The following is a 26,052-nucleotide window of genomic DNA, read 5'->3' as shown; positions in this document are numbered from 1 at the left end:
TCGTGCTCCGTCATGCGCGCATCCGTGCCAGCGCATCGAGTGTTCATGGATCCTGACGGGCCGTCATGCGCAAAGCATCCATGAAGGCGCGCAATGCGGGCGCCATCTGTCGCTGCCGGGGATAGCAGAGGAAATAACCGGGATAGGGCTCGCAATATGGATCGAGCATCCTGACCAGGCGGCCCTCGGCAATGAGAGCATCGGCCTCCCGGTTGGTGGCGAAGGCGATGCCGGCGCCATCCAGGCAGGCGGCGAGCATCATGGCCCGGTCGCTCACGATGATCGTGCCCTTGACCACTAGTTCAAACCAATTGCCGTTTCGGCAGAACTCCCAAGCATAGGGGAGGCTCTGCCCCGCCCACCTCCAGAGAATGCAATTGTGATCGAGTAACTGTTCGGGCGCCTTGGGCGTCCCGCGCCGGGCGATGTAGTCTGGGGTCGCCACGGGATACTGTACCAGCGGACCACCGATCTCGACCGCGATCATGTCCCGTTCGACCACTTCGCCGGGGCGGATGGCCACGTCCCATCCTCCCGACACGATATCGACGACGGCATCATCGACGGTCACATCGACCGTGATCTCGGGATAGGACCGGCTGAACGCGCCCAGCATCGGTAGGACGAATGCTTGTGCCGCGAGGCGGGCGGCGTGCACGCGCACCGTACCGGCCGGCGTGTCCCGGAAACGCGTCGCACTGGCGAGGGCTGCATTGATCTCGTCCATGGCGGGGCGCAGGCGAAGCAGCAGGGTCTCTCCGGCGGGGGTGAGGGCCACGCTGCGCGTGGTGCGATTGAGCAGGCGGATACCCAATCGTTCCTCGAGGTTGCGGATGGTCTGGCTGAGCGACGAAGGCGTGACCCCTAGGCGCTCGGCGGCGCGGCTGAAGCTCAGCAGTTCCGCGACCGTCACGAAGGTTCGAAGCTGCGCGAACTCGCTTCCCTGGACCGTCGGCGTCATCCCCATCTCCGAAAGCTGCGGTCAAACTACGTAGCAGCTATCGGATAATCAGTCATGATCGGTGTCCATTCTTAAGCTTGCCGCGTAGGGCAGGTTGCGCGAGCATCCGGGCCGGAGGTAAAGTGCCGGGCTTTTATCCGCAGGGCACTTCCGCCAGCAGATCACTTGCCCCATTCCGGGCCGCCATCTGTGCAGGTCTGTCCTCCATCGACGGGCAGGACGATCCCCGTGATCCAGGTGGCCTCTTCGCTTGCCAAAAAGGCCACGGTTGCGGCGATCTCTTCGGGTTGTCCCGCCCGACGCAGGGGAACGCGCTCCCACGCCTTCTCCAGCAACGCCTCGTCTTCCATGATGGCGTCCACCATCTCGGTCACAGTTAGGCCAGGAGCCACTGTGTTGGCGCGTACACCGAACTTACCGAGGTCGCACGCGATCGAGCGGGTGAGGTTCGCTACCCCGCCCTTGGCAGCATTGTAGGCCGCGTGGTTCCACCCTCCGCCTAAGGACGAAACGGAGCCGATGTTTACAATGGAACCCTTGCTCGCGATGAGATGCGGTACAGCCGCTCGGCTCATATAGAACACGCCGGAAAGATCGGAACTCAGGCAGTCATCCCATTGCTCATCCGAGGTCCCCTCGATCGTGCCGACGAGATTCATGCCGGCGGCGTTTACCAGCGTATCCAGGCGGCCGAACCGTGCAACGGTCGCGGCTACCAGCGCATCGCACTCCCGCCGACTGGCAACGTTGGCGACAAAGGTGGCGGTGCGCGTCGCGGGCATGTCCGACGCGGTTTCTGTTAGCCGCTTTTCCGTGCGGCCTGAGATCATGACAGCCGCACCTTCCGCGGCGAGGCGATGAGCGATTGCGGCTCCAATTCCGGAGCCACCGCCAGTGACAAGTGCTACCTTTCGTTCAAAACGCTGAGGCATGACAGACTCCTTCGTCACGCCCGGCGGCGCGACGGCGCCGCTGGGCAGGTTTCAACGTTATGAGTGTTGTAGTGTCAGGTGGCCGGGAAGTCGGCCGAGCGGGAGAGTGTCTCCCAGGCGGTCACATTGGCCCGAAGGCGTTGATCTTTTCCAGCGTGAGCTCCACCGCCTCATTGCCGAGCAATAGGTTATGCGGCGGCTCGGTGGCCAGCACGGCGTCGCGGATCGCCTGGGCGGCACGGGCGGGATCGCCAGCCTGCCGTCCCACGGAGGCATGATAGGCCCGGCGGGCTTCACCAGCGGTGCGGTCGTAATCGCTTATGACAGTCGCCGCCTCACTCGAAGAGCCCGCCCATTCGGTGCGGAAGCCGCTCGGCTCGACGGCCATGACACGGATGCCGAGCGGTTGGACCTCGCGGCGCAGAGTGTCGGACAACCCTTCGACGGCAAACTTGCTGGCGCAGTAATAGCCAACGCCTGTAAACCCGATCAGGCCACCAATCGAAGACAGGTTGACGATGGTGCCGCCGCGACGCCCCCGCATCCCCGGTAAAGCCGCATGGATCATGTTGGCCGTGCCGTAGAAGTTCACCTCGAACAGGCGCCGTGTGTTGGCCTCGTCGGTCTCCTCCACAGCGCCGAAGAAGCCGATGCCGGCATTGTTGACGAGAACATCGATCCGCCCGAAATGCGCCTCCGAGGCTGCAACAGCGTCGAGGCACTGCGCACGATCCGTAACGTCGAGGGGAAGGATAAGGGCTCACCCTTGTGCTTCAGATCGGCGATCTTGGAGATATTGCGGGCGGTGACCACGACATTGTCGCCGCTTGCGAGCAGATGTTCGACGATGTATCGACCAAATCCCGTCGAGCATCCCGTCACCAGCCACACTTTGGATGTTTGCTTGCTCATATGATTGCTCCTTTGGGCCGATCAATATTGCGGAGAAACTTGCCGGTAGGCACAGATCTCCACTTTTCCGACGCAAAGCTCCGGGACCTTTGCCATGAATGCCCGCACATAGTCGGAAGCCATGTGCAGATCGAAGTCGGAGGGTTGCCGCCAGTCCTCCAGAACCATCCAGGCATGCGGATCGTCCTTGGACTGGTGGATTTCGTAGCGAAGGCAACCTTTCTCCTGCCGCGACGGCGAGACGAGCTTGAGCAACTCGGAGCCAAGCTCGTCCGATCGGCCGGACCGGGCGTTGAAAAAGGCGGCATTGGTGAGTTCTGCCATCTTTGTCTCCTGTCCTGGGCATAACCACCCGCATCGTGAGAGCAGGCGGCACCTTCGGCATCGCTTTGTGACTTGCGTTTGGATCCTGCTTTTTGCCGCGTTACACCCCGTGGAGCGCGACGATCCGAGAGCCCGCCGCCGTGCGGCGTTGACGCGCGAGCGGCGCGTATTCCGGCGAGGAAAAAAGTCGGCGGATGGCATCCATGTCGGGAAACTGAAGGATCAGCATGTTGGTGGCTGGCCAGCCCTCAAGGTCAAGCGGGGTCTCGTCGAGGGCTATGAGGTGGCCGCCGAGGCGCTCGACGAGCGGCAAGGCCTTGGAGCGATAATCCGCGATGGCGTCTGGATCACGGATGTCGAGATCGACAACGAGATAGGCTGACATGAGTATCTCCCTCTCACGGCGTTCACGGTCGGAACGCCAAATTGACAGGCAGAAACCCTAGATCGGCCTGAGGGGGCATCGCTTCCTTGAACTTGCGGAAGCTGTCGCGACTTTGCTCTTTTGCGCTCCCTCAAACCCTGGCGTAGGTTGCCAGTCAAGTTGGCCCGGAGCATCCGTATCTTAGAAAATCATTCTGCAGCGTTGCGCGGCCACATCGTGCCTCCGCATGAACTCCTCAAGCGCGGGCTAGAGAGTTCCAGCGAATACGTAGTTCTCACTTTCATCCACGTCGGCGCGCCAAAACTTCTCTAGGCCACGCTAAGGGCATCCCGTAACAGCTGGGGACCGTCGAAGCGACGATCGACATTTTGCGCCCTGCTCCAACGTCGAGGATCTCGCCCGCAGGGCGTGGGAGATCCTCGATCTGTCACCTCAGCGGCGCTCGTACCAGTCCTGCAGTCGGTACCAGGCCGCGACGAAAGGCACGAACCAGGGATTGCCGGAATAGAGTGGCACGGCGGTGAAGCGCTCGCGGTCGAAGGCGGTCGGGCGGTTCTGGCGGCCGAGGATCTTCTGGGCGGTCTGGTAGCCGAGATAGGACATCAGCGCGACGCCGTTGCCGTTGCAGCCAGCGGCGAACTCGGAATTGTCCCGATGGCCCATATGGGCGACCTTGTCGACCGTCATGGCGACGAAGCCGCTCCAGGCATGGGTGATCTTGTAGGCTTTCAGCTCCGGCCAGATTTCCGTCATCCGTTCATAGATCGCCGGCGCCGCGTCGCGGTCCTCGCGCTCGAAGAAACCCGGGCGCGAGCCGAACAGGATGCGGCTGCCGTCCGGGGAAGGCCGCGTATAGATCACGTCGCGCCGCGTATCGGAGATCATCCGCCCCTTGGGAATCAGCGCTTCGATGAGATCGGACGGCAACGGTTCGGTGGCGATCTGGTAGCTCTTCACAGGCACGATGCGCCGCGCGAGGTCGGGATGGCCATCCTTGCGTGTATAGCCGTTGGTGGTGCTCACCACATGCTCGGCGATGATGTCCCCGCGCTCGGTCGGGACGAGCTTCAGCTCGCCATCGGTGTCGCGCACCGGGCCGGCCTTGGCATGCGAGCGCAGCTTCACACCGGCCATCCGGGCGCGTCGGCGCAGAGCCTGATGGTATTTCCCGGGATGCAGCCCGCCATATTCGTCGACCACCATGCCGCCGAAATAATAGTCCGAGCCGATCACCTGCCGCTGGTTGCCGCGATCGTAGAGATGCACGGTCACGCCGGTCTTCTCGGCGAGGATGCGGCCGTTGCGGTGGGTCGGCTCGACCATGGATGGCGCATGGGCACCGAAGAACCGGCCGGTGATCTTCAGGTCGGCGTCCAGCCCCTCTTCATTGATGAGCGTCTGCAGATAATCGAAAGAGGCGATGCTGTCGCCGATCATGCGGTCGAACAGTTCTGGGTCGATGCCCTTGATGGCACCGCCTACCACCAGTTTCTGGCCGCTCGACACCATGCCGCCCGAGCGGGTCGAACCGCCTTCGCCGATCCGCCCGCCGTCGATGACCACGACATCGAGCCCGGCGCGGGCGAGTTCGGTGGCCGCGTTGAGCCCGGCATATCCCGAGCCGATGACCACGGCATCCGCGCGGGCGGGAAGCGGATCGAGGTCGGTCTCCGGCTCGGCGGCCTCCCACCAATAGGGGTCGGCCTTGAAGCCTTCCGCGAAAATGTCTGCTGCCGACATGGCACTGCCTCTGCTGACTGGACGGGAGGCGCCTAGAGCACCTGCCCGAGGAATTCGCGCGTGCGCGGGTCCTGCGGCGCGTCGAAGATCTGTGCCGGGGGACCGCTCTCGACGATGCGACCGTGATCGGTGAAGCAGACCCGCTCGGCGACCTCGCGCGCGAACTTCATCTCGTGCGTGACCAGGATGCAGGTCAGCCCCTCATCGACCAGTTCGCGGATGGCGGTGAGGACCTCCTTCACCGTCTCGGGGTCGAGTGCTGCCGTCACCTCGTCGAACAGAATGACCTGCGGCTCCATGGCCAACGCGCGGGCAATGGCGACGCGCTGCTGCTGGCCGCCGGAAAGCTGCCCGGGATAGGCATCCGCCTTGTTGGACAGCCGCACCTTGGCGAGCAGGCGATGGGCACGCTCCTCGACCTCCCTCCGGTCGTGGCCGAGCACCTGCACCGGCGCCATCATGATGTTCTGCAATGCCGTACGGTGCGGGAACAGGTTGTATTGCTGGAACACCATCGCCACGCGGTGGCGCAGCGGGCGCATCTCCTTCTCGCTTCGCAGCTTGTGGACCTCGATCTCGCCGACCCGGATGCGGCCCCCATCGATCGGGATCAGCCCGTTGATGCAGCGCAGGATGGTCGACTTGCCCGATCCCGAGGGCCCGATGATGCACACCGCCTCGCCATCCTTCACGGAGAGCGAGATGCCTTTCAGTACCTCGAAGGAAGCGAAGCTCTTCGTCACCGCGTCGAGTTCGATCAGCGCATTGGTGCGGTTCATAGGGTGTCTCCCTTGACCGACTGCTCCATCCGCCGTGCCAGAAGCGCGATCGGGTAGCAATAGGCGAAGAACAGGAACAGAGTGGTGATGTAAAAATAGACGATGACCCGCTCGTTCTCCATGGAGAGAAGGGTGTTCAGCGTCGTGAGAACATCCTGAATACCTGTCACCGTCGCGAGCGACGTGGCGATCATCAGCAACGCGTAGAGGTTCATCCAGCCGGGAATCATGCGGCGCAGCGCTTGCGGCAGGATGATGCGGCTGTAAATCGCCATCGGCATGTAGCCGAGCGCGCGCGCCGCCTCCCACTGGCCGGAATGGATCGACTGCACCGCGCCGCGGATGATCTCGGCGAAGTTCGCCGCGGTCGGCAGGGAGAGGCCGATCACCGCCTTCACGAAGGCGGGCACGGCAATGCTCACGCCGAACAGCCGCACGTTGAACGGGATGATGTAGAGCATCGCGAACAGCAGCACGAGCCAGGGCGAGTTGCGCAGGAAGTTCATGACGAAGAAGCAGGGTAGGCGGACGAGCCGGCTCTTCGCCATCATGCCGAAGGCCAGCAGCGTGCCCATGATCGCGGCCAGCGCCATGGAGCCGAGGCCGAGGAAGATGTTGAGCGCGAAGCCGCCGGTGAGCGGCCAGCCGGAGCCGCTGCCGGTCAGCAGCAGCGGCAGGCGCAGCCACACGCGCTGCCAGTAGGCCGCGCCTCCCAAGAGGGCATCCGCCGCAATCCATCCGGCGAGCGCGAGCACGATGGCAAGCTGAACAACGCGCTTCTTCTCGTGATAGGTGAGGGGCCACTGCATCTCAGTGCCCCTTGCCGTAACCGGGGAAGGCGAGCGCGCGTTCGATGCGCGACATGCCCCAGGACAGGACGCTCACCAGCGACACGTAGATCAGCAGCACCAGCAGCATGACCTCGGCGGTGCGGAACGTGTCGTTGTAGATCTGACCCGCATAATACATCAGCTCCGGCACGGTAATGACCGAGGCTTGCGAGGTGGTCTTGAACAGGTTGGTGAGAATGTTGGTCAGAGCCGGGAGGCAGATGCGGCTGGCGATCGGCACCTCGATGCGCCGGAACCGACCCCAGCGGCTGTAGCCGAGCGAGCGCGCCGCCTCATTGACCGAGCGCGGCAGGCTCTCCAGTCCCGAGCGAAAGGCCTCGATACACAGCGCGCCCCCGAAGAAGCTCAACGACACCAGCGCGCAGTCGAAGGCCGAGAGCAGCGGCACGCTCAGGCCGGTTACGGGATCGGTCACGCGCAGTCCGATGGTGCTGAGTGTGAAGTAGAAGAACAGCATCTGCAGCAATGGCGGTGTATTGCGGAACAGCTCGACGAACAGCTCGATCAGCGCATCGAGCCAGGCGATCCGAAGGCTGAGGGCCAGCGCCCCGAAGGTGCCGATGAGGACGGCGACCGCCGAGGAGGCGAGCGCCAGTCCGATGGTGTTGAGCGTTCCGCGGAGCAGCCAGCCTTGATAGACCGGATCGCTCAGCCAGGAATAATCGAGACCGAACAAGTGGTTGCTCCGCGGAACGGGGGGTCAGGGCTTCAGTTTCGCGGCTGCGGCCTTGGCGCGCTCGGCGATGTAATTGGAGTGCGGCATGCCATAGGTGGTTTCCCACTCGATCAGCTTGCCTTCGGCCTCCGCCTTGGTGATCGCCTTGTTCACCGCGTCGCGGAAGGCGGTATCGTCCTTGCGGATGCCGGCCGCCTGCGGGATGTACTCATAGGGGTCGACCGCGATCTTGTAGTCGGCCCATTCGGCTTCTTCGGTCTTCTTGCGCAGCGTCATGTCGTCGAAGACGAAGCCGACGCAGCGATTGTCCTTGAGCGCGCGGTAGGCTTCCGGCTGCGTCTTGAACGCGGTGAGCTGAACGCCGAGGTCCTCGGTCAGGTGCTTGTTGTAGTAGGAGCCCTGAATGCCGCAGAGCGTCAGCCCCTTCAGTTCTTCCCATTTGGAGAAGGTCGCTGCCTTGGGGGCGATGACGGATGGGCCGGGGGCGGAGACATAGTACTCGGAGAAGTCGATCACCTTGCCCCGCTCGGCGGTGACACCGAGGGTCGCCAGGATGATGTCAATGCGCCCGGAATTCAGGAACTCGATGCGGTTGGCGGCGACCACGGGGACCAGTTCGGCCTTGCCCTCGGGGCCGAGCAGTTCCCTGGCGACGTATTTGCCAAGATCGACCTCGAAGCCGACGATCTCGCCCTTGTTGTTCAGGAACCCGTAGGGCGGGTAGTCGTTCTTCACGCCGATGGTGAGCGTGCCCTTGGCCTTGACGTCGGCAAGGGTGTCGGCCCCCGCCGCAGTGATACCCAATGCCACGACGATCGAGGTGGCGATGGTCAGGATGGAAGTTCTCACGTTGCGTCCCTCTGGTTCTGGTTGGACCTTACGTTGCGTGGTGCGGGGGATCACGGCCGACGGGAAGCCCGCCGCGCCCACCAGTCTGACTAAAATTTGACCGAACCCTCGTCTGCTTGTTTTTTATACATTGATTGCCAGAACTTCTCATATTACAAGCTCATGGCAAATGTTTTGTCACTATGTGGAATTGATAGATGGCGACTTCCACGGCAGGCGGGTCGCAGCTTCTGGATCGCGCGGCGCTCCTTCTCGACCTCATCGCCGACGGCAATTCGGAAGGAGCCACGCTCAAGGAACTGGTGGAGCGTTCGGGCCTCAACACCGCGACCTGCCACCGCATTCTCAACACGCTGGTCGGGCATCGGCTGCTGGCCCGTGACGACAAGCGCAGACGCTACCGGCTCGGGGCCAAGATGTTCATCTATGGCGCGCGCGCGGCGCGTGGGCCCGGGCTCATCAGCCGCTGCGAGATGAGCCTGTCGCGGCTGCGCAAGAAGACCGGCGAAACCACCCATCTGATGGCGCGCCACAACCACGATTCCCTCTGCCTCGACCGCCGCGACGGGGAGTGCGTGGTGCAGACGCTTACCGGTTCGATCGGCGGTTCGGTGCCGCTCGGTGCCGGGCCGGGCAGCATCGCCATGCTGGCCTTCCTCGAGCGCGAGGAGCAGGAATTCATCCTGCGCGCCAACGAGGCGCGCTTCGCCTCCTTCCGCGACCTCACCACCGACAAGGTCTCGCGGCTGATCGAGGAGACGCGCGGGCGCGGCTACGCCGTGGACATCGGCGAATTGATCCCCGGCATAGCTGGCGTCGCCATGCCGATCCACGACGAGGTCGGCGTGCCCGTCGCCTCGCTCGGCTTCACCTTCCTGTGCGCCAAGATCGTGCCGGACTTCGTCGACAACTACGCCGCCCTGCTGCGCGCCGAGATCGACCTGATCGAGAGCCGAAACTGAATGCCGGGATCAGAACGACTCTTCCAGCGTCCAGTTGACCGCGAATTCGGCGACGCTTGACGTGTTCGGCAGTTCGATCAGGAAGCGGATCGCGCGGCCGATGTCGACCGGGTCGGTCAGTTCGTCGGCCGTGCGCGTGGTCAGCGGCAACCCCATGTCGGTGGCGACGAAGCCGGGGCACACGGCGGTCGCGCGGATGCCGAGTTCAAAGCCGGTGTGGCGGATCGCATGGGCGAGGCCGGTGGCGGCGAATTTCGACACCGAGTAGAGGCTGGACACCGCCGATTTCACCCGCTTGCCGGAGAGCGAGGAGACGATGATCACCCGTCCGCGCCCGCTGGCCGAGAGGTCGTCCCAGGCCGCCTTGGCGAGTCGTCGTGGCGCGGCGACATGCACCTCCATCAGCCGGGCAAGTTCCTCGTCCTCCGCGGTGATCACATCCTTGCGGATCATGACGCCGGCATTGGCCACCACCGCGTCGATGCGTCCAAAGCGGTCTCTCGCCTCGCTCGCCCAGCGCTCGGCGGCGGCGGGATCGGTCGCCTCATAGGCGCAGGCCTGCACCTGTCCGGGTCCCTCCACCGCCCAGTCGGACAGCGCGGGGGTGCGCATGCCGAGCGAGACGTTCCAGCCAGCCTGCATCATCACGCGGCCGGTCGCCGCGCCGATGCCGCGTCCGCCGCCAGAGATGAGAACGGTGCGTGTAGCCATGATGATCCTCTCAGGCGTGTGGCGGCAGCTCGGCGCCCTCGCGCCGGGCCGCGCGCGTGTCGGCGTAGCGGAAATAGCGCAGCCGCAGCTTCGGCGCGTAGTCCATGTAGAACGGGGCGGCCTTCAGTGGCTCGATACGCAGAGACAGGTCCTTCTCCGGCACGCCCATCGCCCATTCGGAGAGGATGCCGCCCAGCATGGAGCCGGTAGGCACGCCGCGGCCTGACAGGCCCGTCAGCGCCACCACGCCGGGCGCAAGGCCGTAGAGCCGCGGCACGGTGCGAACCTGCATGTCGAGCTCGCCGTACCAAAAATACTCCCAACGGATCGGTTCCTTGATCTGCGGATGCAGCCATTTCAACCGGTCGGCCATTACCTGGTGGGTATAGGCCATGTCGGCTCCGCGTGCGCCCATCGGGAACATGGAGGCGACGATGCGGCCTTCGGCATTGTACTTGTAGACATAAATGTCGCCGCGCCCGTCATGCATGGTGGTATCCTGCGGCAGGACCGACTTGCGCAATTCCGGGCTGAGCGGCTGGGTAGCGCAGACGAACACCTTGAGGATCTTGAAGCTGCGGTCGAGCTTGGGCCACGCCTTCATTGTGTAGGCACCGGTGGCGAAGATCACCTTGTCGGCGACCACTTCGCCGCGCGGCGTCTTGACCTTCCAGCGCAGGCCTTCGGGCTCGATGTCCTCGGCCGGCGAGCCGGTGTAGAGCGTACCGCCCTCCTGGATCACCGCCCGCGCGAGGCCGCGGGCATAGCCGAGCGGGTTCATGTGGCCGGCTTCCTCATGAAACCAGCCGCCATGGAAGCGCGGGCTGCCGGTGAGCGCTTCCACCTCGTCACGGCCCAGCAGCCGGGTGCGGGCACCGACGCTGTTGTATTGGTCGACCTTTCCCTTAAGCACCTCGACCGCTCCAGGACGCAGGGCGCCCATGACGTAGCCGTTCTGCCGCCATTCGCAGTCGATCTGATAGTCGCGGATCATCGCCGCCACGCGGTCGTTCGCCCGTGTCTGGCGGTGGATCAGCCGCTCGGCCCACGGCTCGCCGAGGATCTTCCGCAGTGCCGGTAGGCTGTAATAGCTGAAGGTCGGCGTGCAATGGCCGGCATTGCGACCGGATCCGCCAAAGCCGGCTTCTTCGGCTTCCAGCAGCACCACTTTCACCCCCTGCCGGGCGAGCTCGAGTGCAGTCGTCAGCCCGGTGAACCCGGCCCCGACGACGCAGACATCGGCGCTGACTCGGCCTTCGAACGGCGCCGTCTGCAGTGCCGGCGCGGCCGTGGCGTACCAGAGGGTGGTGGCGAAGGGGGAGAACTTGCTCATCGTCTTCCCTGCCGAGGCAGGCTCCGAAATCCGCAGGGATGTCGGTAGCCGATCACGTCGCCGGCCGAGACGTCAATATTATTTCACAATGAGAATTTCATATGCTGATATTCTCACATATTGATAAGTTGCTGGTTTATGTGCCGTGTGAGGCAAGATGGAGAGATGCTGACTGGAGCGCACCAAATCCGCCAAGCGAGAGGTGCCGAGCTTCACCTGGGGCCGCGCGGTGTTCACGCGGCGTAGCGCCTCGTACGCTGCCGAGCAGGCCAATCTGCATGCCAAGGGCGGGCTCATATACGGCTGGCTACGATCTGCCGAAGGCCATCATCAGTAGGGCATGCCGCTCACCATTTTACACATCTTGAAGAAGAGCCGGACCGGAAAGGCGCGGACCAATAGCCTCCGCCAAGCGCGGTTTAGAGCGCTGCAGCGGAAACGTAGTTCTCATTTTTATCAACGCCGGTGTACCTGATGCAGGTCCGAATGGCAGACGCCGCAATAGAGCACCTCCATCGCGACATCGTTCGGCCGCAGCTCACGCCGCTCGAAATCATAGGGACTGAGCGGGGTCGTCTTCGAGCGCGCCGCGCAGCCAATGGTCTTCATGGGCTTCTCCTGTGCGTGGCCGCCGCACCGCTGACGCGCGGCGCCGGAATATCCACGCCTGAACTAGGACGGGCAACCCGGCAGGGGTAGAGCCGCCGCGCGCTAGCTCTCATGACGGGCGCTCATCAATGGAAGTCGCGTATGCGAGGCTCGGGGGCGCCGCCCCCGATTGATGAGGCTCCCTCATCACGCCATGCGCACTCCGGCCGGTAGTCGCAGGGAAAGCCGCCCTCTAACCTCGATCCACCTTGCACCGCCGCACGTCTCCCGCCGCGCGGGACGGGCGACAGCTCGGCGGGAGTCGTCCCGGACGGTGCCGGCGTCGCTGCGTGGCGACCGGCGCGCGCGCCCTTTCATTGGAATCATTATGCTGACTCACGATATGCCCGTCGTCGAGGGCATGGCGGAGACCACCGCCTCCCCTGCCGCGAACTGGAGCGCGGTCTTCGCGCTCTCGCTCTGCGTCTTCACGCTCATCGCATCCGAGTTCATGCCTGTGAGCCTGCTCACCCCTATCGCTACCGAACTCCGCGTCACCGAAGGGCAGGCCGGGCAGGCCATCGCCGTCTCCGGCGCGTTCGCGGTGCTCACGAGCCTGTTCATCACCGCCGTCGCCGGCCGCCTCGATCGCAAGATCCTGCTGCTCGCGCTGACCGGCCTGATGATCGCCTCCGGCGCGATCGCGGCGACGGCGCCGAGCTATACGGTGTTCATGATCGGGCGTGCGCTGATCGGCATCGTCATCGGCGGCTTCTGGTCCCTATCGGCAGCGACCGCGATGCGGCTGGTGCCGGAACAACAGGTGCCGAGGGCGCTCGCCATTCTCAATGGCGGAAATGCCCTGGCTACCGTGGTCGCCGCCCCGCTGGGCAGCTTTCTTGGCGGGATCATTGGCTGGCGCGGCGCCTTTTTCTGCGTTGTCCCGGTCGCCGTGGTGGTCTTCGTCTGGCAGCTCATCAGCCTGCCCTCGATGAAGACCGAGGGGCGCGCCACCTCCGCTCATGTGTTCTACCTGCTTCGTCGGCCGGTGGTGTGCTTGGGCATGGCGGCCGTCAGCGTGTTCTTCATGGGCCAGTTCGCGCTGTTCACCTATCTGCGCCCCTTTCTTGAGACGGTGACGCGGGTCGATCTGTCCGCGCTGTCGCTCATCCTTCTACTGATTGGTGTGACCGGCTTCATCGGCACCCTGCTGATCGAACGCTTCGTGAGGATCGCCCTTTACCGCACCCTTATCTTCATCCCTGCCATCATGGCGGTGATCGCGGCGGCGCTGATCGGCTTCGGCGCGTCACTGCTGGTGACTGCCGCCCTGCTGGGCGTGTGGGGCCTGCTCGCGACCTCGGCGCCGGTCGGCTGGTGGACCTGGCTGTCGCGCACCATGCCGCGAGACGCGGAAGCCGGCGGCGGGCTGATGGTCGCGGTGGTCCAGCTCGCCATCACCATCGGCGCGACGGTCGGCGGCGTGCTGTTCGATGCCCGCGGCTATCAGGCGACATTCGGGGCCGCCGCCGTGCTGCTGGTGATGGCCGCCTGGCTCGCCGCGAAGACGGCCCGGCGGGCCGCTCTCGTTGCGTCCTGACGGCGTGCCTTTTGACCCGCTCATGAGCCGAACGAAAACCCGCCGGATCGCTGATCCGGCGGGTTTTTCTTCGTCAGGTCCAGAGCGCGGTTGCGGGCCGGAACTTCAGATCGGTCGTGATCGCCCCCTTAACCCGACCCCGAAAACGCTGCAGCCGCCACCTCGTCGCGGTGAGGGGCGGCTGCCCCGGTGGTGCCGGGGTGGGGGCTATGGGACCGAAACGTGTAGGTCGTTAGCCCGCCATGTCCGTCAGGTTGCTGCGCGAGAGCGGCAGGCTACGGATTCTCTGGCCGGTCAGGACCGAAGCGGCGTTGACCACGGCGGGTGGCACGCCGGGAAGGCCGGGCTCGCCGATTCCGCCCATGGGAGCACCGCTTTCGACGATGCGCACATGCACCTTGGGCATCCGGTCGGGCGGCAGGATTGGGTAGCCGTCATAGTTGCGGGCGCGAGGGACGCCCCCTTCATATACGACTTCCTCCAGCAGCGCCGACGACAGCCCAAGCGCCACGGCCGAGTTCACCTGTGCCTCGATGATCGCGGGGTTCACGATGCTGCCGGGATCGACCGCCACCCACACATTGTGGACGACGACCTCGCCCTGCTTCAGCGAGACTTCGGCGATGGTCGCGACCTCGCTGCCAAAGGGCGAAGCCATGGCGACGCCACGGGCGCGCCTTGTGCCGTCCTCGGCGGTGAAAGGACCGCGCTTCCAGCCGCCGGAAAGCTCTGCGACCGCCTCGATCAGGGCGCGGTGGCGCGGGCTGTCCGCGAGAAGCCGGCGGCGCAGCTCGTAGGGGTCCTGCTTGCCGGCGTCGGCCATCTCGTCGAAGAACGTCTCATAAAAGAAGTCGTTCATCGAATGGCCGACCGAGCGCCAGAAGCCGATGATTGCGGGATCATCGACATGGATCTGGCCAACGCGGCGATTGCCGATGGCGTAGACCTTGCCGGCGATGCCTTCGACGGCAGAGCTGTCCACCTTGTCGGCCGTGCGGCCGAACCAGCGCCCGGTCGCGCCCTCGCCGACGGTAACCGCGCTCAGCGCGACCGGCATGCCGCTGGCGTCGAGGCCGGCGCGGAAGCGGGCGACGCTCATCGGCCGGAGCGCGTCGCGCAGGAACTCCTCTTCCCGTGTCCAGAGCAGCTTCACCGGCCGGCCTGTCGCTTTCGCGAGGATGATCGCCTGCTGATAGGGATTGGCGGTCTGGTAGAGGAAGTGCCGGCCGAAGAAACCGCCGAGGATCGGCGAGTGGATGATGACCTTTTCAGGCGCGATGCCGGCCACCTTGGCCGCATCGGCCTGGAACATCTCAGGCGCCTGGTTGGGCGCCCATACCTCCAGCGTGCCGTCCGCGTTGAAGCGGGCGATCGCCGAGGGCGGCTCCAACTGGGCATGGGCGAGATGCGGGGCATCGAAGCTTGCCTCTACGATCCGGGCGGCACCCGCCAGCGCCGGGCCTACCTCGCCATGGGTCTCGAAGGCGAGGCCGTCGCCGGTGCGCGCCTTGAGGTCGGCGAGGTGCTTCTCCGAGGAGTAGTCCGCCGGCATGACCCGGACCGTGCTGCCGGGAGCGGCCTCGGCCCAGGTGATCTGAAGTGCCTCCACGGCACGCCGCGCCCGCCACCAGCTATTGGCCAGCACGGCGACGGCGCCGGGCAGGCGGTGCACGGAGTGGACGCCCGGCATCGCCTTGACCTCATCCTCGTTGGCGAGGGCGCCAGGTTCCATCCCGAGACGAACGCCATGCTGAACGGCGCCGTAGAGCATGCCATCCACCTTCAGGTCGATAGCGTAGGTCGCCTTGCCGGTCGACTTGTCACGAATGTCGATGCGGGCGACCGGCTTGCCGATCCAGCGGAAATCCTCGCGGGCGCGCAGGGGGACGTCCGTCGGCACCGGCAGAGCGGCGGCCGCAGTCGCGAGATCGCCATAGGGGATCGAGCGGTTCGAGGCGGCGTAGATCACCCGGCCGGGCTGGGTCGCGAGTTCCGCCATCGGTACGCCGAGTTGGGTGGCGGCAGCCTGAAGCAGCATCTGGCGCGCGGCGGCGCCGAGCTGGCGCATGGCATCGTAGCTTTTGCGGACCGACATGCTGCCGCCTGTGAAGCGGTAGCCGCCGATCAGCGTGTAGTCCGGGCCGGGAGGCGCCCCTTCCACGACGAACTGCGTGGGATCGACGTCGAGTTCCTCGCCCACGATCTGCGCCATGGCGGTGAAGATGCCCTGGCCGCCCTCAATAAAGGCGCTGCGGAACAGCACCGTGCTGTCCGGCTGGATCTGGATATAGGCATTGACCCGCGTGCCCGGCACGATGGCGGGCGCGGCCTCCTGGGCGAATGCACGTCCACCGGCCGGAAGAACCACGCCCAGCGCCAGGGCGCCGAGCGAGGCGCCGAGAAAGCTGCGGCGCGAGAGGTTGAGGGGCAAGGCGTCGGATTTGCGGGTCGCCGCCTTGAGGAGGGGTCTCATCTCGTTCATCGCGCCGCTCCTCAGGCCTGCGCCGCGTGCCGGACGGCAGCGGCGATTGCGTTATAGGTGCCGCAGCGGCACAGATTGACCATGGCCGCCGCGATGTCCTCGTCGCTGGGCTTGGGGGTCTGCTTGAGCAGCGCGGTCGCCGCCATTACCTGGCCGGACTGGCAGTAGCCGCACTGCGCGACCTGCTGCGACACCCACGCCTCCACCACCTTCTGGCCCACCGGATCCTGCGTCACCGCCTCGATGGTCATGATCTGGCTGCCCGCAACCGCCTCGACCGGCGTCACGCAGGAGCGCGTGGCCTGACCATCGACCAGCACGGTGCAGGCGCCACACTGGGCAACGCCGCAGCCATATTTGGTGCCGGTCATGCCGAGTTCGTCGCGCAGCACCCAGAGCAACGGGGTGTCAGGCTCGATATCCAGCTGGTGCAGCTGCCCGTTAATGGTGATGTCCACCGTCATTCTCCTTGTAAAAGGCCGCCGGAAACGGAAATGCTGCGCATGCAGGCGATCGCGACGCTGCGCAAGGCAGCGCTATCGTCGGTCATTCCACCGCTTCCATTTGGTCTAATTCTATCAGCCGCCGGATCGACAGATTAGGTGCACACCCCGCTTGCCCCCATGAGCCGCGCTCATGAACGGCTGCGTCAGAGCGCCTGAATGCTCGACGTCCGGCCTTCGTGCCCGGCGGCGCACTCGGCAGCAGTGAAACCGGCAGGACCGAAACCGGCGGGAGCGACGTGGGAGGGGCCCCTGCGGGAGGTGGCGTCCGCGAAGTCCGTCTCGTCATCGCTGGGGTCGAAGCGGGCCAGCGACAGCACCACGATGGCGGGTTGGGCGGCGCTCAGCGTGGCATGATCCGCGGTGGACGTTTCCGGAAAACACTGGGCGAAGAGTACGCCCAGCACGATGGCCGCGAGGAGATAGCTGCTGCCGAGGCGCCGGGAATCGACGACATAGTGGTCGGGGTCGTAGGACATGCTGTTCCTCTTGTGTTGCTCAGCTGCCCCCAGCCAATATTCAAGGTCTTGCCCGCTGTGTTTACGCATTGATCCGGCGCGCGGCGCAGCACACGCCGAAACGTGTTCTTGTGGCCGGACACGGTGGTCGACGCGACGCTCGCGTCACCCGGCAAGCGTCGCGGTCAACGGGAATTGCCCGCGTGTCAGCAGCGGCGTGATCCCGCCGTCGAGCCGCCCGAGCCGGATCAGGCCGGGCCAATAGTGGTAGTCCGCATAATAAAAGACGAGATTGCCCCAGGGCGCGAAATAGGCGATGTCGCCAGGTGCCTCATTGCCGAAGATCCCGCTGCCCGCTTCGGTCAGCTTGCGTGGTAGATGGGCGATCTTCTCGTTGGTCGAATAATCGTCGATCTTGAGCGTGAGCGGAAGCATCGACACGAAATCGCGCGTTGTCGGGTTGTCGAGCAGAGTCGCCGTGAACATCTGTCCACTGAAGGCAAATTCGAATTTCATGAACGGCTTCTCCGTTCCCTGGCCCCACGCGGGCCCCGACGCGCCAATGACGCGCGGCCACACAGGCTCCGAGCACCCTCCTGCGCGTCACAACCATGATCACTGTTCCATTTCCGGGCGTGGGTCGCCCACGACACGGCACTTGTCCGCCGTATCCGACGGTAAGGTAGCGAGACTGCCGGGTGTCCGTTAGCGGTGGGCTTCCGCATGGAGACATGAGGACGTTTCATCAATCTGGCCCGCCGCGATCATCGGGTTCTCAGCGTCGGCTTTGAGGGAGAGTTGATGAAGTCGTGACGGGAGGAGTGGCGCCGGGTGCCGGGCGGCACCTATCGGCCCTTCGTTCTTACGATATAATCAATCTGATCTTATGAGAGGTGATCATGGATGGCGCGCGAGAACATCAATGACCTTCTGGCCTTCATCGCTGTCGCCCGCGAACGCAGTTTCACGCGGGCGGCCTCGCGCATGGGTGTGTCGCAGTCGGCCCTTAGCCACACGATCCGCCAGCTCGAAGCCCGGCTCGGCGTTCGCCTGCTGACGCGCACCACCCGCGCCGTCTCGCCAACCGAGGCCGGCGAGCGCCTGCTGCAAGGGATCGGCCCGCACTTCGACGAGATCGAGGCGCAGGTCGATGCTCTGAACGATCTGCGCGACACCCCGGCGGGAACGATCCGTATCAGCGCCTCGGACTACGCCATCAGCAGTGTCCTCTGGCCCAAGCTGCAGAAATTCCTGCCCAGATATCCGGATATCAAGGTCGAGCTGATGCTCGACAATGGCCTCACCGACATCGTTACCGAGCGCTACGATGCCGGCGTACGTATGGGCGAGCAGCTTGCCAAGGACATGATCTCGGCCCGTATCGGGCCCGATTTCCGCTTCGCCGTGGTCGGCACCCCCGTCTATTTCGCGGAGCATCCGGTGCCCGAGCATCCGCAGGATCTCGTCCAGCACCGCTGCATCAACTACCGTTTCCAGACCTCCGGCGGCCTGTGGGCCTGGGATTTCGAGAAAGATGGACGCGAGCTGAAGATACGGGTCGACGGCCAGTTGGCCTTCAACAACATCTTCCATGTGCTCGACGCCGCGCTTGCCGGCGCAGGCCTTGCCTTTGTCCCCGAGGAAATCGCCCGCGACCATATCCGCGCGGGGCAGCTCATCCGCGTGCTGGAGGACTGGTGCGCCTATTGGGATGGCTTCTATCTCTATTACCCCAGCCGACGTCAGTCCTCGCCAGCCTTCGTCGCTTTGCTGGACGCCCTGCGCCATCGGACATGACGCCCACACTTGCGGAAGTTCAGCAGGCCATCTTTGGATGCCGATCAATCGATTGATGAGGCACGCTCATAGCTTCTAGCCAATTCATAGGCCTACTTACCGCGTCTGCCTCGCGCCACATTGTCTGGCATGCAGAGCCGCCCACGGCTCGCAAAGGAGACTCCTATGGATCGACACGCAAAAGACAAGACCGCTACGACGCAAGCCGCTGGCGAGCAGATCGACCGCCGCGACTTGCTCAAAATGACCGGCGTGGGCGTGGCCACCGTCGGTATGATGTCCCTTCTCGACGCGTCATCGGCCAACGCGCAGGACATGTCGCGCGGCGCCGCGAATTTCTACACCAGCGACAAGGTCACGCTTGAGAAGGTCACCTTCAAGAGCCAGTACCAGATGGACGTCGTCGGAAACCTATTCGCTCCGAAGGGCCTAAACCGGGGCACACGCAACCCGGCGATCATCGTCGGCCATCCGATGGGCGCGGTGAAGGAGCAAAGCTCCAACCTCTACGCGACCAAAATGGCGGAGCAGGAATTCGTCACGCTGGCCATCGATCTGCCCTTCTGGGGTGAGAGCGACGGACAGCCGCGCAATATGGTCTCGCCGGACCTCTATGCCGAGGCCTTCAGCGCCGCGGCCGATTATCTCGGCAGCCAAGCCTTCATTGATCGCAGCCGCATCGGCGTCCTCGGCATCTGCGGCAGCGGCAGCTTTGCCATCAGCGCGGCCAAGATCGATCCGCGACTGCGCGCGGTGGCTACGGTTTCCATGTACGATATGGGGTCGGTCAACCGCAACGCGCTCAACCATTCGCTCACCACGGAACAGCGCAAGGAGATCGCCGCCGCCGCCGCCGAGCAGCGTTATGTCGAATTTGCCGGAGGCGAGGTGGCGGTCGCCGGTGGCACCGATCTCGTGCTCAGCGCCGATACCCATCCGATCCAGCGCGAATTCTACGACTTCTACCGCACGCCGCGCGGTGAGTTCACACCGGCCGGCGCATCCGCGCAGAGGACGACGAAGCCGACGGTGACCAGCAATGTGAAGTTCATGAACTTCTATCCCTTCAACGACATCGAGACGATTTCGCCGCGTCCGATGCTATTCATCAGCGGAGATCAGGCGCACTCGCGCGAGTTCAGCGAAGACGCCTACAAGCGCGCGGCCGAGCCTAAGGAACTTGTCTGGGTTCCGGGCGCCGGCCACGTGGATCTGTATGATCGTGTCGATCTGATCCCCTTCGCCAAGCTCACGAGCTTCTTCAAGCAGAACCTGGCGGCCTGAGGGCCGGATCGCCTGCCGTAAGGTGCTCGCCTCATCTGCCGCTTCCTCCCGGCAGGACGCGCCCCGCGCGGCCTGCCGGATAATCGCAACGTGAGGAGCAATAATCCCCATTTCATGGGCTGCCTGAGTGTCGTGAAAGGGCTCAAGAGCCGCGGCCACGAGGGCCTTTTCTCCGTATCCTACAAAGCCAGTAAAGCCGTCGCCTTGGTGCTGAAGGAGATCTACCCGGCCGTGAACGCGGCTCCCGGGCGACTGACCGGCAGAGGGTGCAACTGCAGGGATGGGGACACCGCCAGCTATCGACCCAATGTTTGATAAGCGGCAAAATCATAACGCCATGCGCACCCCGGTGAGTAGCCGGTGACTGCAGATGCATTATGATGACTAGGGCTTTTGGGCAGAGAAAATGAGCGTCAGGCGTAGCTGTGGCGATGCCAGTGCAAGAATTCAGGTCCAGGATTAAAGACTTCCCGTCCTGTGACCACTCCGGAGGATGGAAATGTGGCGAATGACACGCGTGGCAGCGATCGTGGTCCTGGCACAAGGATTTATTGGATCCGCTATGGCCGCTGAGCGGATCCAAATTTCATCTAGTTGGGGGCGGGTGACCGCAACGCTGGTCGACAACGCGGCGACGCGTGCGCTCGTCAAGATGCTGCCGGTCACAGTCAGTATGAGGGACCACCTTCGTCAGGAGAAGACCGGCAATTTGCCCGCGCCGCTGCCCGAGGTTCGACGGCAGGTCGAATTTAGCGCGGGAACGCTCGGTCTTTGGAGTTCGTCCGACTTCGTGATCTACTATCGTGCCGGGCGTGTTCCGCAACCCGGCATCATTATGCTCGGCCAAGTCACGGGCGACGTATCAATATTCGACCGTCCCGGCCCACTCACCGTCAAAATCGAAGCAGCGGATTGAGGCCACGGGGGCGCTGATCGCAGCCTTTGGCGTGCCCAGACGGCCAGCTGGATGGTCACGCATGGATCGTATCCCACAGCGGGTGACGCTGTTGATCTACTGACCAAGAACTGGCGTACGCGCCTTCATAAACCGGAGCGGACCGGCCATTGTGTTTCGGCATGCAAGTTTGGCTCTGACGCATATTTGGTGGTGAACCCTCATGCCGGCGCGACGAGGCGTGCCTCCAGCAGGTCGAGCTTTCCGCAACCGTACATCTGGCGCTTCACCAGCTTGAGCTTGGTGATCTGTCCCTCGGTCTGTCCGTTCGACCAAGGGGATGTAATGGCTGCGGCGACCGCGGCATGATCATTTCTGACGCCGCGGCCGAACGCGGCCACGAGGCTTGAACTCGCGCGTTCCAGCCAGGGGCCGAGATCGGCAAGAGCCTTCTTACGGATCATGGTATGGAAGGCAGCGATGATCTCGCGGGCCTCGACAAGCGAGGGCACGCCGCTCTCGATCGCCGCGATCGGCACGGTTTCGGATCTGGAGAGCTTGTCCCGGGCGATGGTCATCAGTCGTGCAAGGGTTCGCGCCGATGGCGTCCGGTTCAGGGCGCCGCCCCTCGCCGCGTCGGCTCGCCGGCGGCGCGTGGTCCATTCCGTGACGACCCTCAGGCTGTCGCGAAACCCCTGCTGTCCGAGCCGACGCCAGAGTTCGGCACCATTGCGCTGCCCAGCCGCCCACTGCGCGTCGAGCCAGGGCAGGAACAGCTCGAGAGAACTTTCGCGAGTGCGGAAGATGTCCGAGCGCTGCCCGCGTATGACGCGCCGAACCAGACCGCGGCTGTATCCGGTGCGGCGAACGATCTCCTTGATCGTCACCTCCTCCTTTGCGAGTTCGAGAATGGCCATGTTGGTCTCCTCACGGTGCAGATATCCTTCATATTGGATGCGTTCGGCAGCGGTGAGCAGATCTGGGTTGATGGTGGATGTGCCGATGGCGGCGCGGATCTGGCGCATGGATTTGCGAACGGCGTCGACGAAGGCCCGGCTCGCATTCTCCATCAGGTGCTAGCGATCAGCGACCCGTGTCGCTGCTGGAAGGGCCTTAGCCGCGGCCAGGGTTTAGCCGCCGCCCCGGTCCCGGGCGACAATGGCGATCTGAGGCTGGGCCGTAAGCCACGTCTGCGCCGTTGCCGGCTCCCGGTCAGGCAATAGGACGATGGTCTGGCGCCGCTCCAGATCGCAGATCAATGTTCCGTAGCGCTGATCACGTCGCCAGGCCCAATCGTCGATCCCGATCACTGTAGGTGGAATGAAAGTAGGTCGCCCTCGTCTTCGGATCACCCGGAGCAACGTGTCGTTGCTCGCCGGCAGCATGAGCCGCCGCGCAAAGCGCGCAGCGGGCCGGCCACCCAAGGCGAGCCCCAGATGGTGGATGATGTAGTCGAGCCTCGCCATGCGCCGGGACCAGGGCGCTAGAACCTCGGTGTCGAAGTGCTCCGCGAAGATGCGGCGCGGACACAGGACCCCATCGCAATGAAAGCGCCGCGCCCGAATGAGGAGATGGACCGGCCTGCCGGAAAGCGACAGATCCGCCAGTTGCCGGGTATAGCGGCTGTGAACGCGCGTTGAGATCGTCCCGCATCCAGGGCAGCAACTCCTCGCGCTGGATGCTCGGAGACAGATCCGGATGCCGGATTCCGCGTCGGCCACCTCATCGACGATAAAACCGCCCGGCACCAACTCTGAGACCCGCAAATGCTGACCCATGGCATTGTTCTCCACGTGAACCAATGCCAGCCAGACGCTCAACTCCATCAAAAGTGAGTCAGAGCCAATATTGAGCGCCGTTTGACACTCATACGGCACCGCGTCGATCGCGGCCGTGAGCTGCATGTCCATCAGCAGCAGCGCGTGATTCAGCACGTCGCAACCGAGATAGGCGGTTGTGCCGATCGGCACTTGCGCCGCCCACTGGCAGACCGAGCGGCGGAACTCCCGCACCTGCCGCTGCATCTCCGCCGCCTGGCCGGGGTGCGGCCCGCGCTGTGTACGCTTCGCCATCACGACGCCTCCCGATGCCGAGACGGCCTGCCTCGCACGTAGCCCCAGCCGGCCTCTTCGCGGCCCTCCTCGAGAGCTATTCCCAACAGCTCGCCCGCGACCAGCAGCGCCTTGATAGCAGCACGAGGATCGCCGTCACAGGTCGCAATGGCCTCGTCGACGTCGGCCTCGGTGATGGGTTTTGGGTGTTCGTGTCCGGTCATGTCCGCCTCCTGTTCCCTATTTCATCATGAGAACAAAAAGAGAAAAATCCCGACCTGGGTAGGGTAGAAAATTTGCTCCGCGGCCCTCTTGCGAAGCTCCCAAGTGAAGTTAGATTTTTGCCGTTTCGTCAATTATCGCGGGTGTTTGTGAGAGATGCCGTCGCGTTTCATGCAATTTGAACCCGAGACGATCGCAATCCTCGACCGGTGCCTGGCCGCTGCCATGCGAGACGCTCAGGTTTTGGAGCCAAATGGCGACACCGACGACCACCGCAGACGTATTGCATCCGCCCTGATCGAAGCGGTGCGTGACGGAGAACAGGAAGAAAAACAGTTGCTTGAATTCGCCCTGCGGGTCTTGCCGGCCTATCGCGAGCGAGGAGCCCGGGCATTGGCTGCCGGCGGCTCTGAGGCATTATAGCGCGACCCCTTAGGGCTTCAGCTTCGGCTCGACGTCGACCGTGCGCGGCAGGCCAAAGCTGCACGCCCTACGCCCGCGCCCCGGAACAGGCTGGTGCGGATGTGCGTTGTTATCTGGTCCAATGGAGGGATTAGCCATGCCAATCATGGACCAGCTTCACACCGCACAAGCCGCCACCATCCCGATGGTTCGTGTCCGCCACGGATCGGTGGTTTTCGACATCGATTCGCTTGACGAGGCATTGGCCTTTGCGACGGCCCACCCCCATCCTGGGGGCGCCTATGAAGAGATGCTCCGTCTGCTGCGGGGCGCAACAGATCCCGAGGACGTTGCCGAGGCCGGCCACGCATTCCAGTGGTGGGCAGAAGCCACCAACTTGGTGGCGGGGCCTGTGCGCTGCTGAGGGGACACCTACACCCGAACCGCCCCGGCAGCCCGCACTGTGGTGATCAGGAAACCAGCCCATCGCTCCCCGCCGGTCGCTCATATGGGACCTGTTCGATGGCGGCGGTGAGCTGCACGCCCACCAACGGCGGGTTCGAGCCGGTAGTGATGATCGCCCGCTACGGCGAGACACCCGACGATTGGAGTGGGAATACGCTTTCAGCCAGGGTCACCGCGCGCTCAGGCAAACGCGCTTACGTAGAGATAATTCGGCACGCATATTTGTCGTCAGCGCTCAATCTGTGTATCCTAACGTTATCTCGTCATATCAATGTCCATCGCGTCGGAAAGAGCGGATGATGTCAATTGATTGGTTCGACGGAAAAGAATTTACGAGCAATTTTGCTACAAAACGCGTCTTGATATGGACGCCACTGTTCCAACACTGGGCTGACAAACCCATCAAGGTGCTGGAAGTCGGCTCCTATGAAGGGAGCTCCGCTGTTTTCTTTGCCAGGTTCTTCCCGAATGCCGAAATAACTTGTGTTGACACGTTCTGGAATTCCTACGAGATCCTGTTCGATAAGAATATCGCCGAATTCGGAGACAGGATCGAGAAGGTTAAGGGTAGCGGTATCGGCGCGCTGGACAGGTTCAAGGACGAGCGACGCCGTTTCCAGCTGATCTATCTGGACGGAGGTAAGAGCCGGGACCATGCGTTGGGCCTTGCGTTGCTGGCCTGGCCCATGCTGGCGTCCAACGGCATCATGATGTGGGATGATTACAATTGGGGCTCGAACGCCAAGCCCGAACAGCGCCCACACGACGGCATCGATGCTTTCCTCGCCCTGCACAGGGGGGAGTACCGCATTCGCTATTCAGGCGCGCAGATGATTATCCAAAAATTGACCCGACAACAATTAGCTAAAGCCGAGGCACAGGCGAAGACAGCAAAGGTTCGCTCTTCCTCATCCAGGGCGCCAGCGAACAACGGTCAGCTGCAGCTTGACGGCAGTCTTCTCGCTGGACTGCGCGGTGTGTGGAGCGGCTCAATCTCTCTTTCACGCAAGGCAATCAAGCGAGCACTTTCTTCGACGCGCTGACGAGAACTCCATTGACAGGCGATCCGTACGTGAATGTCGTCCTCTAATAGGTGACGGCCTGCGCGGCGTGCCTGCCTCACCCTGCCAGCGGGGCCCGTGCCCCTCAAACGCAAAAAGCCCCGCACACCCTCCTAGGAAGGCGCGCAGGGCGAATAAGGTCAGCATCCGGGACTATGCCGCGAGACGCTTGCCAATCTTGTACGAGCGTCTCGGCAGAATTCGCCATGTGCATGGCGGGGCAGTGATATGCAACGGCTCGGAGAATTGGCCCGTACTATCTGCGCACTCGGCCTCGCTTCATCCGGCGTGCCGCGGGAAGACATCCCGGCAATGGTCGAGCGGTTCTGGCCCGTCGTCGCCAACGAGGCGCACGACAGTGTGACCGTGATCGGGGTGTGGCCCTTCACCGACGACGAGATTGCAATGCTCGCCGAGGATTACCGCGCAATTGTCGGCCCGCACAGTGATGGCGGGATGCGGGGGGAGCCCGCTTCAATCCTCGAACGCCACTGACCACCACAACACGTGAGCCATGCCGAGGGGCGCCAGCCCCTCACGCCAATATCCCGCCTCTCGGCAGCGGCGATGAAGGCAAACCGAAACGGTTCGACAAAACTGGCCCCGATCAGCGCGTCCAAGGCGGATTCACGAGCCGCCTGGTAAAGGTCGGTATCATCGACTTTGGGCCACTTCTCCAGCATGAACCGCGCAGCCGTCTCGACATCCGTCAAGGTCCGCTTGACGCTATCGTTTTCGCAGACGCTGATGGGCTGCATGTGCCTGCGTATGAGGGGCGCAACGAAGTCGAAAGGGAAAGGTTGCAGTTAGACGCCTTCGTCTTCCAGTG

27 protein-coding genes and 2 pseudogenes are annotated in these 26,052 nt (G+C 63.8%); 9 read left to right on the top strand and 20 right to left on the bottom strand.

Going from position 1 to position 26,052, the window contains the following annotated elements; translation table 11 throughout:
• Positions 1-43 precede the first annotated feature (43 nt).
• The 10 genes and pseudogenes from KHC24_RS22910 to KHC24_RS22865 form a co-directional block, all read right to left on the bottom strand.
• Positions 44-961: a LysR family transcriptional regulator gene (locus tag KHC24_RS22910; protein WP_213366328.1), complete on the bottom strand. Its 918-nt coding sequence runs from the start codon at positions 959-961 to the stop codon at positions 44-46.
• 161 nt (positions 962-1,122) lie between these two features.
• Positions 1,123-1,893, bottom strand: a complete 771-nt coding sequence (gene budC / locus KHC24_RS22905) for a meso-2,3-butanediol dehydrogenase (RefSeq protein WP_213366325.1) — start codon at positions 1,891-1,893, stop codon at positions 1,123-1,125.
• A gap of 74 nt (positions 1,894-1,967) precedes the next feature.
• Positions 1,968-2,805 (bottom strand): annotated as a pseudogene (locus KHC24_RS22900) (oxidoreductase).
• Positions 2,806-2,826: 21 nt separating this feature from the next.
• The gene (locus tag KHC24_RS22895; protein ID WP_213366322.1) at positions 2,827-3,129 is read right to left on the bottom strand and encodes a putative quinol monooxygenase; all 303 of its coding nucleotides are present in this window, start codon (positions 3,127-3,129) and stop codon (positions 2,827-2,829) included.
• Between the two features lie 100 nt (positions 3,130-3,229).
• A complete protein-coding gene (locus KHC24_RS22890) occupies positions 3,230-3,514 on the bottom strand; it encodes a DUF1330 domain-containing protein (protein WP_213366319.1) in 285 nt (94 codons plus the stop codon).
• Between the two features lie 432 nt (positions 3,515-3,946).
• A complete protein-coding gene (locus KHC24_RS22885) occupies positions 3,947-5,254 on the bottom strand; it encodes an NAD(P)/FAD-dependent oxidoreductase (protein ID WP_213366316.1) in 1,308 nt (435 codons plus the stop codon).
• 32 nt (positions 5,255-5,286) lie between these two features.
• The gene (locus KHC24_RS22880) at positions 5,287-6,033 is read right to left on the bottom strand and encodes an amino acid ABC transporter ATP-binding protein (RefSeq protein WP_246547532.1); all 747 of its coding nucleotides are present in this window, start codon (positions 6,031-6,033) and stop codon (positions 5,287-5,289) included.
• On the bottom strand, positions 6,030-6,842 hold the full coding sequence (locus KHC24_RS22875; protein ID WP_213366313.1) for an amino acid ABC transporter permease: 813 nt from the start codon (positions 6,840-6,842) through the stop codon (positions 6,030-6,032). The genes KHC24_RS22880 and KHC24_RS22875 overlap by 4 nt, the downstream gene beginning before the upstream one ends.
• 1 nt (position 6,843) lies before the next feature.
• Positions 6,844-7,560 carry an amino acid ABC transporter permease gene (locus KHC24_RS22870; RefSeq protein WP_213366311.1) on the bottom strand — a complete coding sequence of 239 codons (717 nt, stop codon included), beginning with the start codon at positions 7,558-7,560 and terminating at the stop codon, positions 6,844-6,846.
• Between the two features lie 24 nt (positions 7,561-7,584).
• Positions 7,585-8,409 carry a transporter substrate-binding domain-containing protein gene (locus KHC24_RS22865; RefSeq protein WP_213366308.1) on the bottom strand — a complete coding sequence of 275 codons (825 nt, stop codon included), beginning with the start codon at positions 8,407-8,409 and terminating at the stop codon, positions 7,585-7,587.
• Between the two features lie 197 nt (positions 8,410-8,606).
• Here KHC24_RS22865 and KHC24_RS22860 point away from each other — a divergent pair, with 197 nt between their 5' ends.
• Positions 8,607-9,371: an IclR family transcriptional regulator gene (locus tag KHC24_RS22860; protein ID WP_213366305.1), complete on the top strand. Its 765-nt coding sequence runs from the start codon at positions 8,607-8,609 to the stop codon at positions 9,369-9,371.
• Positions 9,372-9,380: 9 nt separating this feature from the next.
• Here KHC24_RS22860 and KHC24_RS22855 read toward each other — a convergent pair whose 3' ends face one another.
• The 3 genes from KHC24_RS22855 to KHC24_RS22845 all read right to left on the bottom strand — a co-directional run bounded on the left by KHC24_RS22855 (position 9,381) and on the right by KHC24_RS22845 (position 12,024).
• Positions 9,381-10,082, bottom strand: coding sequence for an SDR family NAD(P)-dependent oxidoreductase (locus tag KHC24_RS22855; protein WP_213366302.1), 702 nt, complete (start codon positions 10,080-10,082; stop codon positions 9,381-9,383).
• A 10-nt stretch (positions 10,083-10,092) separates the two neighbouring features.
• On the bottom strand, positions 10,093-11,415 hold the full coding sequence (locus KHC24_RS22850; protein ID WP_213366299.1) for an NAD(P)/FAD-dependent oxidoreductase: 1,323 nt from the start codon (positions 11,413-11,415) through the stop codon (positions 10,093-10,095).
• Between the two features lie 456 nt (positions 11,416-11,871).
• Positions 11,872-12,024, bottom strand: coding sequence for a hypothetical protein (locus KHC24_RS22845; protein WP_373878556.1), 153 nt, complete (start codon positions 12,022-12,024; stop codon positions 11,872-11,874).
• Between the two features lie 367 nt (positions 12,025-12,391).
• On the opposite strand from KHC24_RS22845, the gene KHC24_RS22840 reads away from it, so the two are divergent.
• A complete protein-coding gene (locus KHC24_RS22840; RefSeq protein WP_373878555.1) occupies positions 12,392-13,603 on the top strand; it encodes an MFS transporter in 1,212 nt (403 codons plus the stop codon).
• Positions 13,604-13,835: 232 nt separating this feature from the next.
• On the opposite strand, the gene KHC24_RS22835 is transcribed toward KHC24_RS22840, so the two are convergent.
• The 4 genes from KHC24_RS22835 to KHC24_RS22820 all read right to left on the bottom strand — a co-directional run bounded on the left by KHC24_RS22835 (position 13,836) and on the right by KHC24_RS22820 (position 17,625).
• Positions 13,836-16,085 (bottom strand): xanthine dehydrogenase family protein molybdopterin-binding subunit, encoded by a 2,250-nt coding sequence (locus KHC24_RS22835; protein ID WP_213366296.1) that lies wholly within the window; start codon positions 16,083-16,085, stop codon positions 13,836-13,838.
• A gap of 11 nt (positions 16,086-16,096) precedes the next feature.
• On the bottom strand, positions 16,097-16,543 hold the full coding sequence (locus KHC24_RS22830) for a (2Fe-2S)-binding protein (RefSeq protein WP_271180519.1): 447 nt from the start codon (positions 16,541-16,543) through the stop codon (positions 16,097-16,099).
• A 191-nt stretch (positions 16,544-16,734) separates the two neighbouring features.
• Positions 16,735-17,067, bottom strand: coding sequence for a hypothetical protein (locus tag KHC24_RS22825; RefSeq protein WP_213366290.1), 333 nt, complete (start codon positions 17,065-17,067; stop codon positions 16,735-16,737).
• A gap of 144 nt (positions 17,068-17,211) precedes the next feature.
• Positions 17,212-17,625: a cyclophilin-like fold protein gene (locus KHC24_RS22820; protein ID WP_271180518.1), complete on the bottom strand. Its 414-nt coding sequence runs from the start codon at positions 17,623-17,625 to the stop codon at positions 17,212-17,214.
• A gap of 324 nt (positions 17,626-17,949) precedes the next feature.
• Between KHC24_RS22820 and KHC24_RS22815 the strand changes: the two genes are divergently transcribed.
• From KHC24_RS22815 to KHC24_RS22805, 3 genes are all read left to right on the top strand, one after another.
• A complete protein-coding gene (locus KHC24_RS22815; protein WP_213366287.1) occupies positions 17,950-18,843 on the top strand; it encodes a LysR family transcriptional regulator in 894 nt (297 codons plus the stop codon).
• Between the two features lie 165 nt (positions 18,844-19,008).
• The gene (locus KHC24_RS22810) at positions 19,009-20,127 is read left to right on the top strand and encodes an alpha/beta hydrolase (RefSeq protein WP_213366285.1); all 1,119 of its coding nucleotides are present in this window, start codon (positions 19,009-19,011) and stop codon (positions 20,125-20,127) included.
• A gap of 508 nt (positions 20,128-20,635) precedes the next feature.
• Positions 20,636-21,043, top strand: a complete 408-nt coding sequence (locus tag KHC24_RS22805; protein WP_213366282.1) for a cyclophilin-like fold protein — start codon at positions 20,636-20,638, stop codon at positions 21,041-21,043.
• A 200-nt stretch (positions 21,044-21,243) separates the two neighbouring features.
• Here the strand turns inward: KHC24_RS22805 and KHC24_RS22800 are convergent.
• Positions 21,244-22,800 (bottom strand): annotated as a pseudogene (locus KHC24_RS22800) (ISL3 family transposase).
• Positions 22,801-23,093: 293 nt separating this feature from the next.
• Entirely contained in the window at positions 23,094-23,297 is a 204-nt protein-coding gene (locus KHC24_RS22795) for a hypothetical protein (RefSeq protein WP_213366279.1), read from the bottom strand.
• Positions 23,298-23,451: 154 nt separating this feature from the next.
• Between KHC24_RS22795 and KHC24_RS22790 the strand changes: the two genes are divergently transcribed.
• From KHC24_RS22790 to KHC24_RS22775, 4 genes are all read left to right on the top strand, one after another.
• On the top strand, positions 23,452-23,718 hold the full coding sequence (locus tag KHC24_RS22790; RefSeq protein WP_213366276.1) for a hypothetical protein: 267 nt from the start codon (positions 23,452-23,454) through the stop codon (positions 23,716-23,718).
• A gap of 136 nt (positions 23,719-23,854) precedes the next feature.
• A complete protein-coding gene (locus KHC24_RS22785) occupies positions 23,855-24,121 on the top strand; it encodes an arginase family protein (RefSeq protein WP_246547530.1) in 267 nt (88 codons plus the stop codon).
• A gap of 337 nt (positions 24,122-24,458) precedes the next feature.
• A complete protein-coding gene (locus KHC24_RS22780; protein WP_213366274.1) occupies positions 24,459-25,205 on the top strand; it encodes a class I SAM-dependent methyltransferase in 747 nt (248 codons plus the stop codon).
• Positions 25,206-25,451: 246 nt separating this feature from the next.
• Positions 25,452-25,718, top strand: coding sequence for a hypothetical protein (locus tag KHC24_RS22775; RefSeq protein ID WP_213366590.1), 267 nt, complete (start codon positions 25,452-25,454; stop codon positions 25,716-25,718).
• On the opposite strand, the gene KHC24_RS25685 is transcribed toward KHC24_RS22775, so the two are convergent.
• The gene (locus tag KHC24_RS25685) at positions 25,643-25,981 is read right to left on the bottom strand and encodes a DUF982 domain-containing protein (protein WP_213366271.1); all 339 of its coding nucleotides are present in this window, start codon (positions 25,979-25,981) and stop codon (positions 25,643-25,645) included. The genes KHC24_RS22775 and KHC24_RS25685 overlap by 76 nt on opposite strands.
• Positions 25,982-26,052 lie beyond the last annotated feature (71 nt).

The organism is Ancylobacter defluvii (assembly GCF_018390605.1).
Taxonomy (GTDB): Bacteria; Pseudomonadota; Alphaproteobacteria; order Rhizobiales; family Xanthobacteraceae; genus Ancylobacter; species Ancylobacter defluvii.
Note: the sequence above shows the minus strand (reverse complement) of the source record. Positions and strands in the feature narration are given on the sequence as shown.

Coding starts and splice junctions, on each gene's coding strand:
- KHC24_RS25685 (WP_213366271.1), bottom strand. CDS start 25,981: ATGCAGCCCATCAGCGTCTGCGAAAACGATAGCGTCAAGCGGACCTTG.
- KHC24_RS22880 (WP_246547532.1), bottom strand. CDS start 6,033: ATGAACCGCACCAATGCGCTGATCGAACTCGACGCGGTGACGAAGAGC.
- KHC24_RS22845 (WP_373878556.1), bottom strand. CDS start 12,024: ATGAAGACCATTGGCTGCGCGGCGCGCTCGAAGACGACCCCGCTCAGT.
- KHC24_RS22795 (WP_213366279.1), bottom strand. CDS start 23,297: ATGACCGGACACGAACACCCAAAACCCATCACCGAGGCCGACGTCGAC.
- budC (WP_213366325.1), bottom strand. CDS start 1,893: ATGCCTCAGCGTTTTGAACGAAAGGTAGCACTTGTCACTGGCGGTGGC.
- KHC24_RS22840 (WP_373878555.1), top strand. CDS start 12,392: ATGCTGACTCACGATATGCCCGTCGTCGAGGGCATGGCGGAGACCACC.
- KHC24_RS22875 (WP_213366313.1), bottom strand. CDS start 6,842: ATGCAGTGGCCCCTCACCTATCACGAGAAGAAGCGCGTTGTTCAGCTT.
- KHC24_RS22810 (WP_213366285.1), top strand. CDS start 19,009: ATGGATCGACACGCAAAAGACAAGACCGCTACGACGCAAGCCGCTGGC.
- KHC24_RS22855 (WP_213366302.1), bottom strand. CDS start 10,082: ATGGCTACACGCACCGTTCTCATCTCTGGCGGCGGACGCGGCATCGGC.
- KHC24_RS22885 (WP_213366316.1), bottom strand. CDS start 5,254: ATGTCGGCAGCAGACATTTTCGCGGAAGGCTTCAAGGCCGACCCCTAT.
- KHC24_RS22805 (WP_213366282.1), top strand. CDS start 20,636: ATGACACGCGTGGCAGCGATCGTGGTCCTGGCACAAGGATTTATTGGA.
- KHC24_RS22890 (WP_213366319.1), bottom strand. CDS start 3,514: ATGTCAGCCTATCTCGTTGTCGATCTCGACATCCGTGATCCAGACGCC.
- KHC24_RS22825 (WP_213366290.1), bottom strand. CDS start 17,067: ATGTCCTACGACCCCGACCACTATGTCGTCGATTCCCGGCGCCTCGGC.
- KHC24_RS22775 (WP_213366590.1), top strand. CDS start 25,452: ATGCAACGGCTCGGAGAATTGGCCCGTACTATCTGCGCACTCGGCCTC.
- KHC24_RS22785 (WP_246547530.1), top strand. CDS start 23,855: ATGCCAATCATGGACCAGCTTCACACCGCACAAGCCGCCACCATCCCG.
- KHC24_RS22910 (WP_213366328.1), bottom strand. CDS start 961: ATGACGCCGACGGTCCAGGGAAGCGAGTTCGCGCAGCTTCGAACCTTC.
- KHC24_RS22835 (WP_213366296.1), bottom strand. CDS start 16,085: ATGAACGAGATGAGACCCCTCCTCAAGGCGGCGACCCGCAAATCCGAC.
- KHC24_RS22790 (WP_213366276.1), top strand. CDS start 23,452: ATGCCGTCGCGTTTCATGCAATTTGAACCCGAGACGATCGCAATCCTC.
- KHC24_RS22780 (WP_213366274.1), top strand. CDS start 24,459: ATGATGTCAATTGATTGGTTCGACGGAAAAGAATTTACGAGCAATTTT.
- KHC24_RS22815 (WP_213366287.1), top strand. CDS start 17,950: ATGGCGCGCGAGAACATCAATGACCTTCTGGCCTTCATCGCTGTCGCC.
- KHC24_RS22860 (WP_213366305.1), top strand. CDS start 8,607: ATGGCGACTTCCACGGCAGGCGGGTCGCAGCTTCTGGATCGCGCGGCG.
- KHC24_RS22895 (WP_213366322.1), bottom strand. CDS start 3,129: ATGGCAGAACTCACCAATGCCGCCTTTTTCAACGCCCGGTCCGGCCGA.
- KHC24_RS22850 (WP_213366299.1), bottom strand. CDS start 11,415: ATGAGCAAGTTCTCCCCCTTCGCCACCACCCTCTGGTACGCCACGGCC.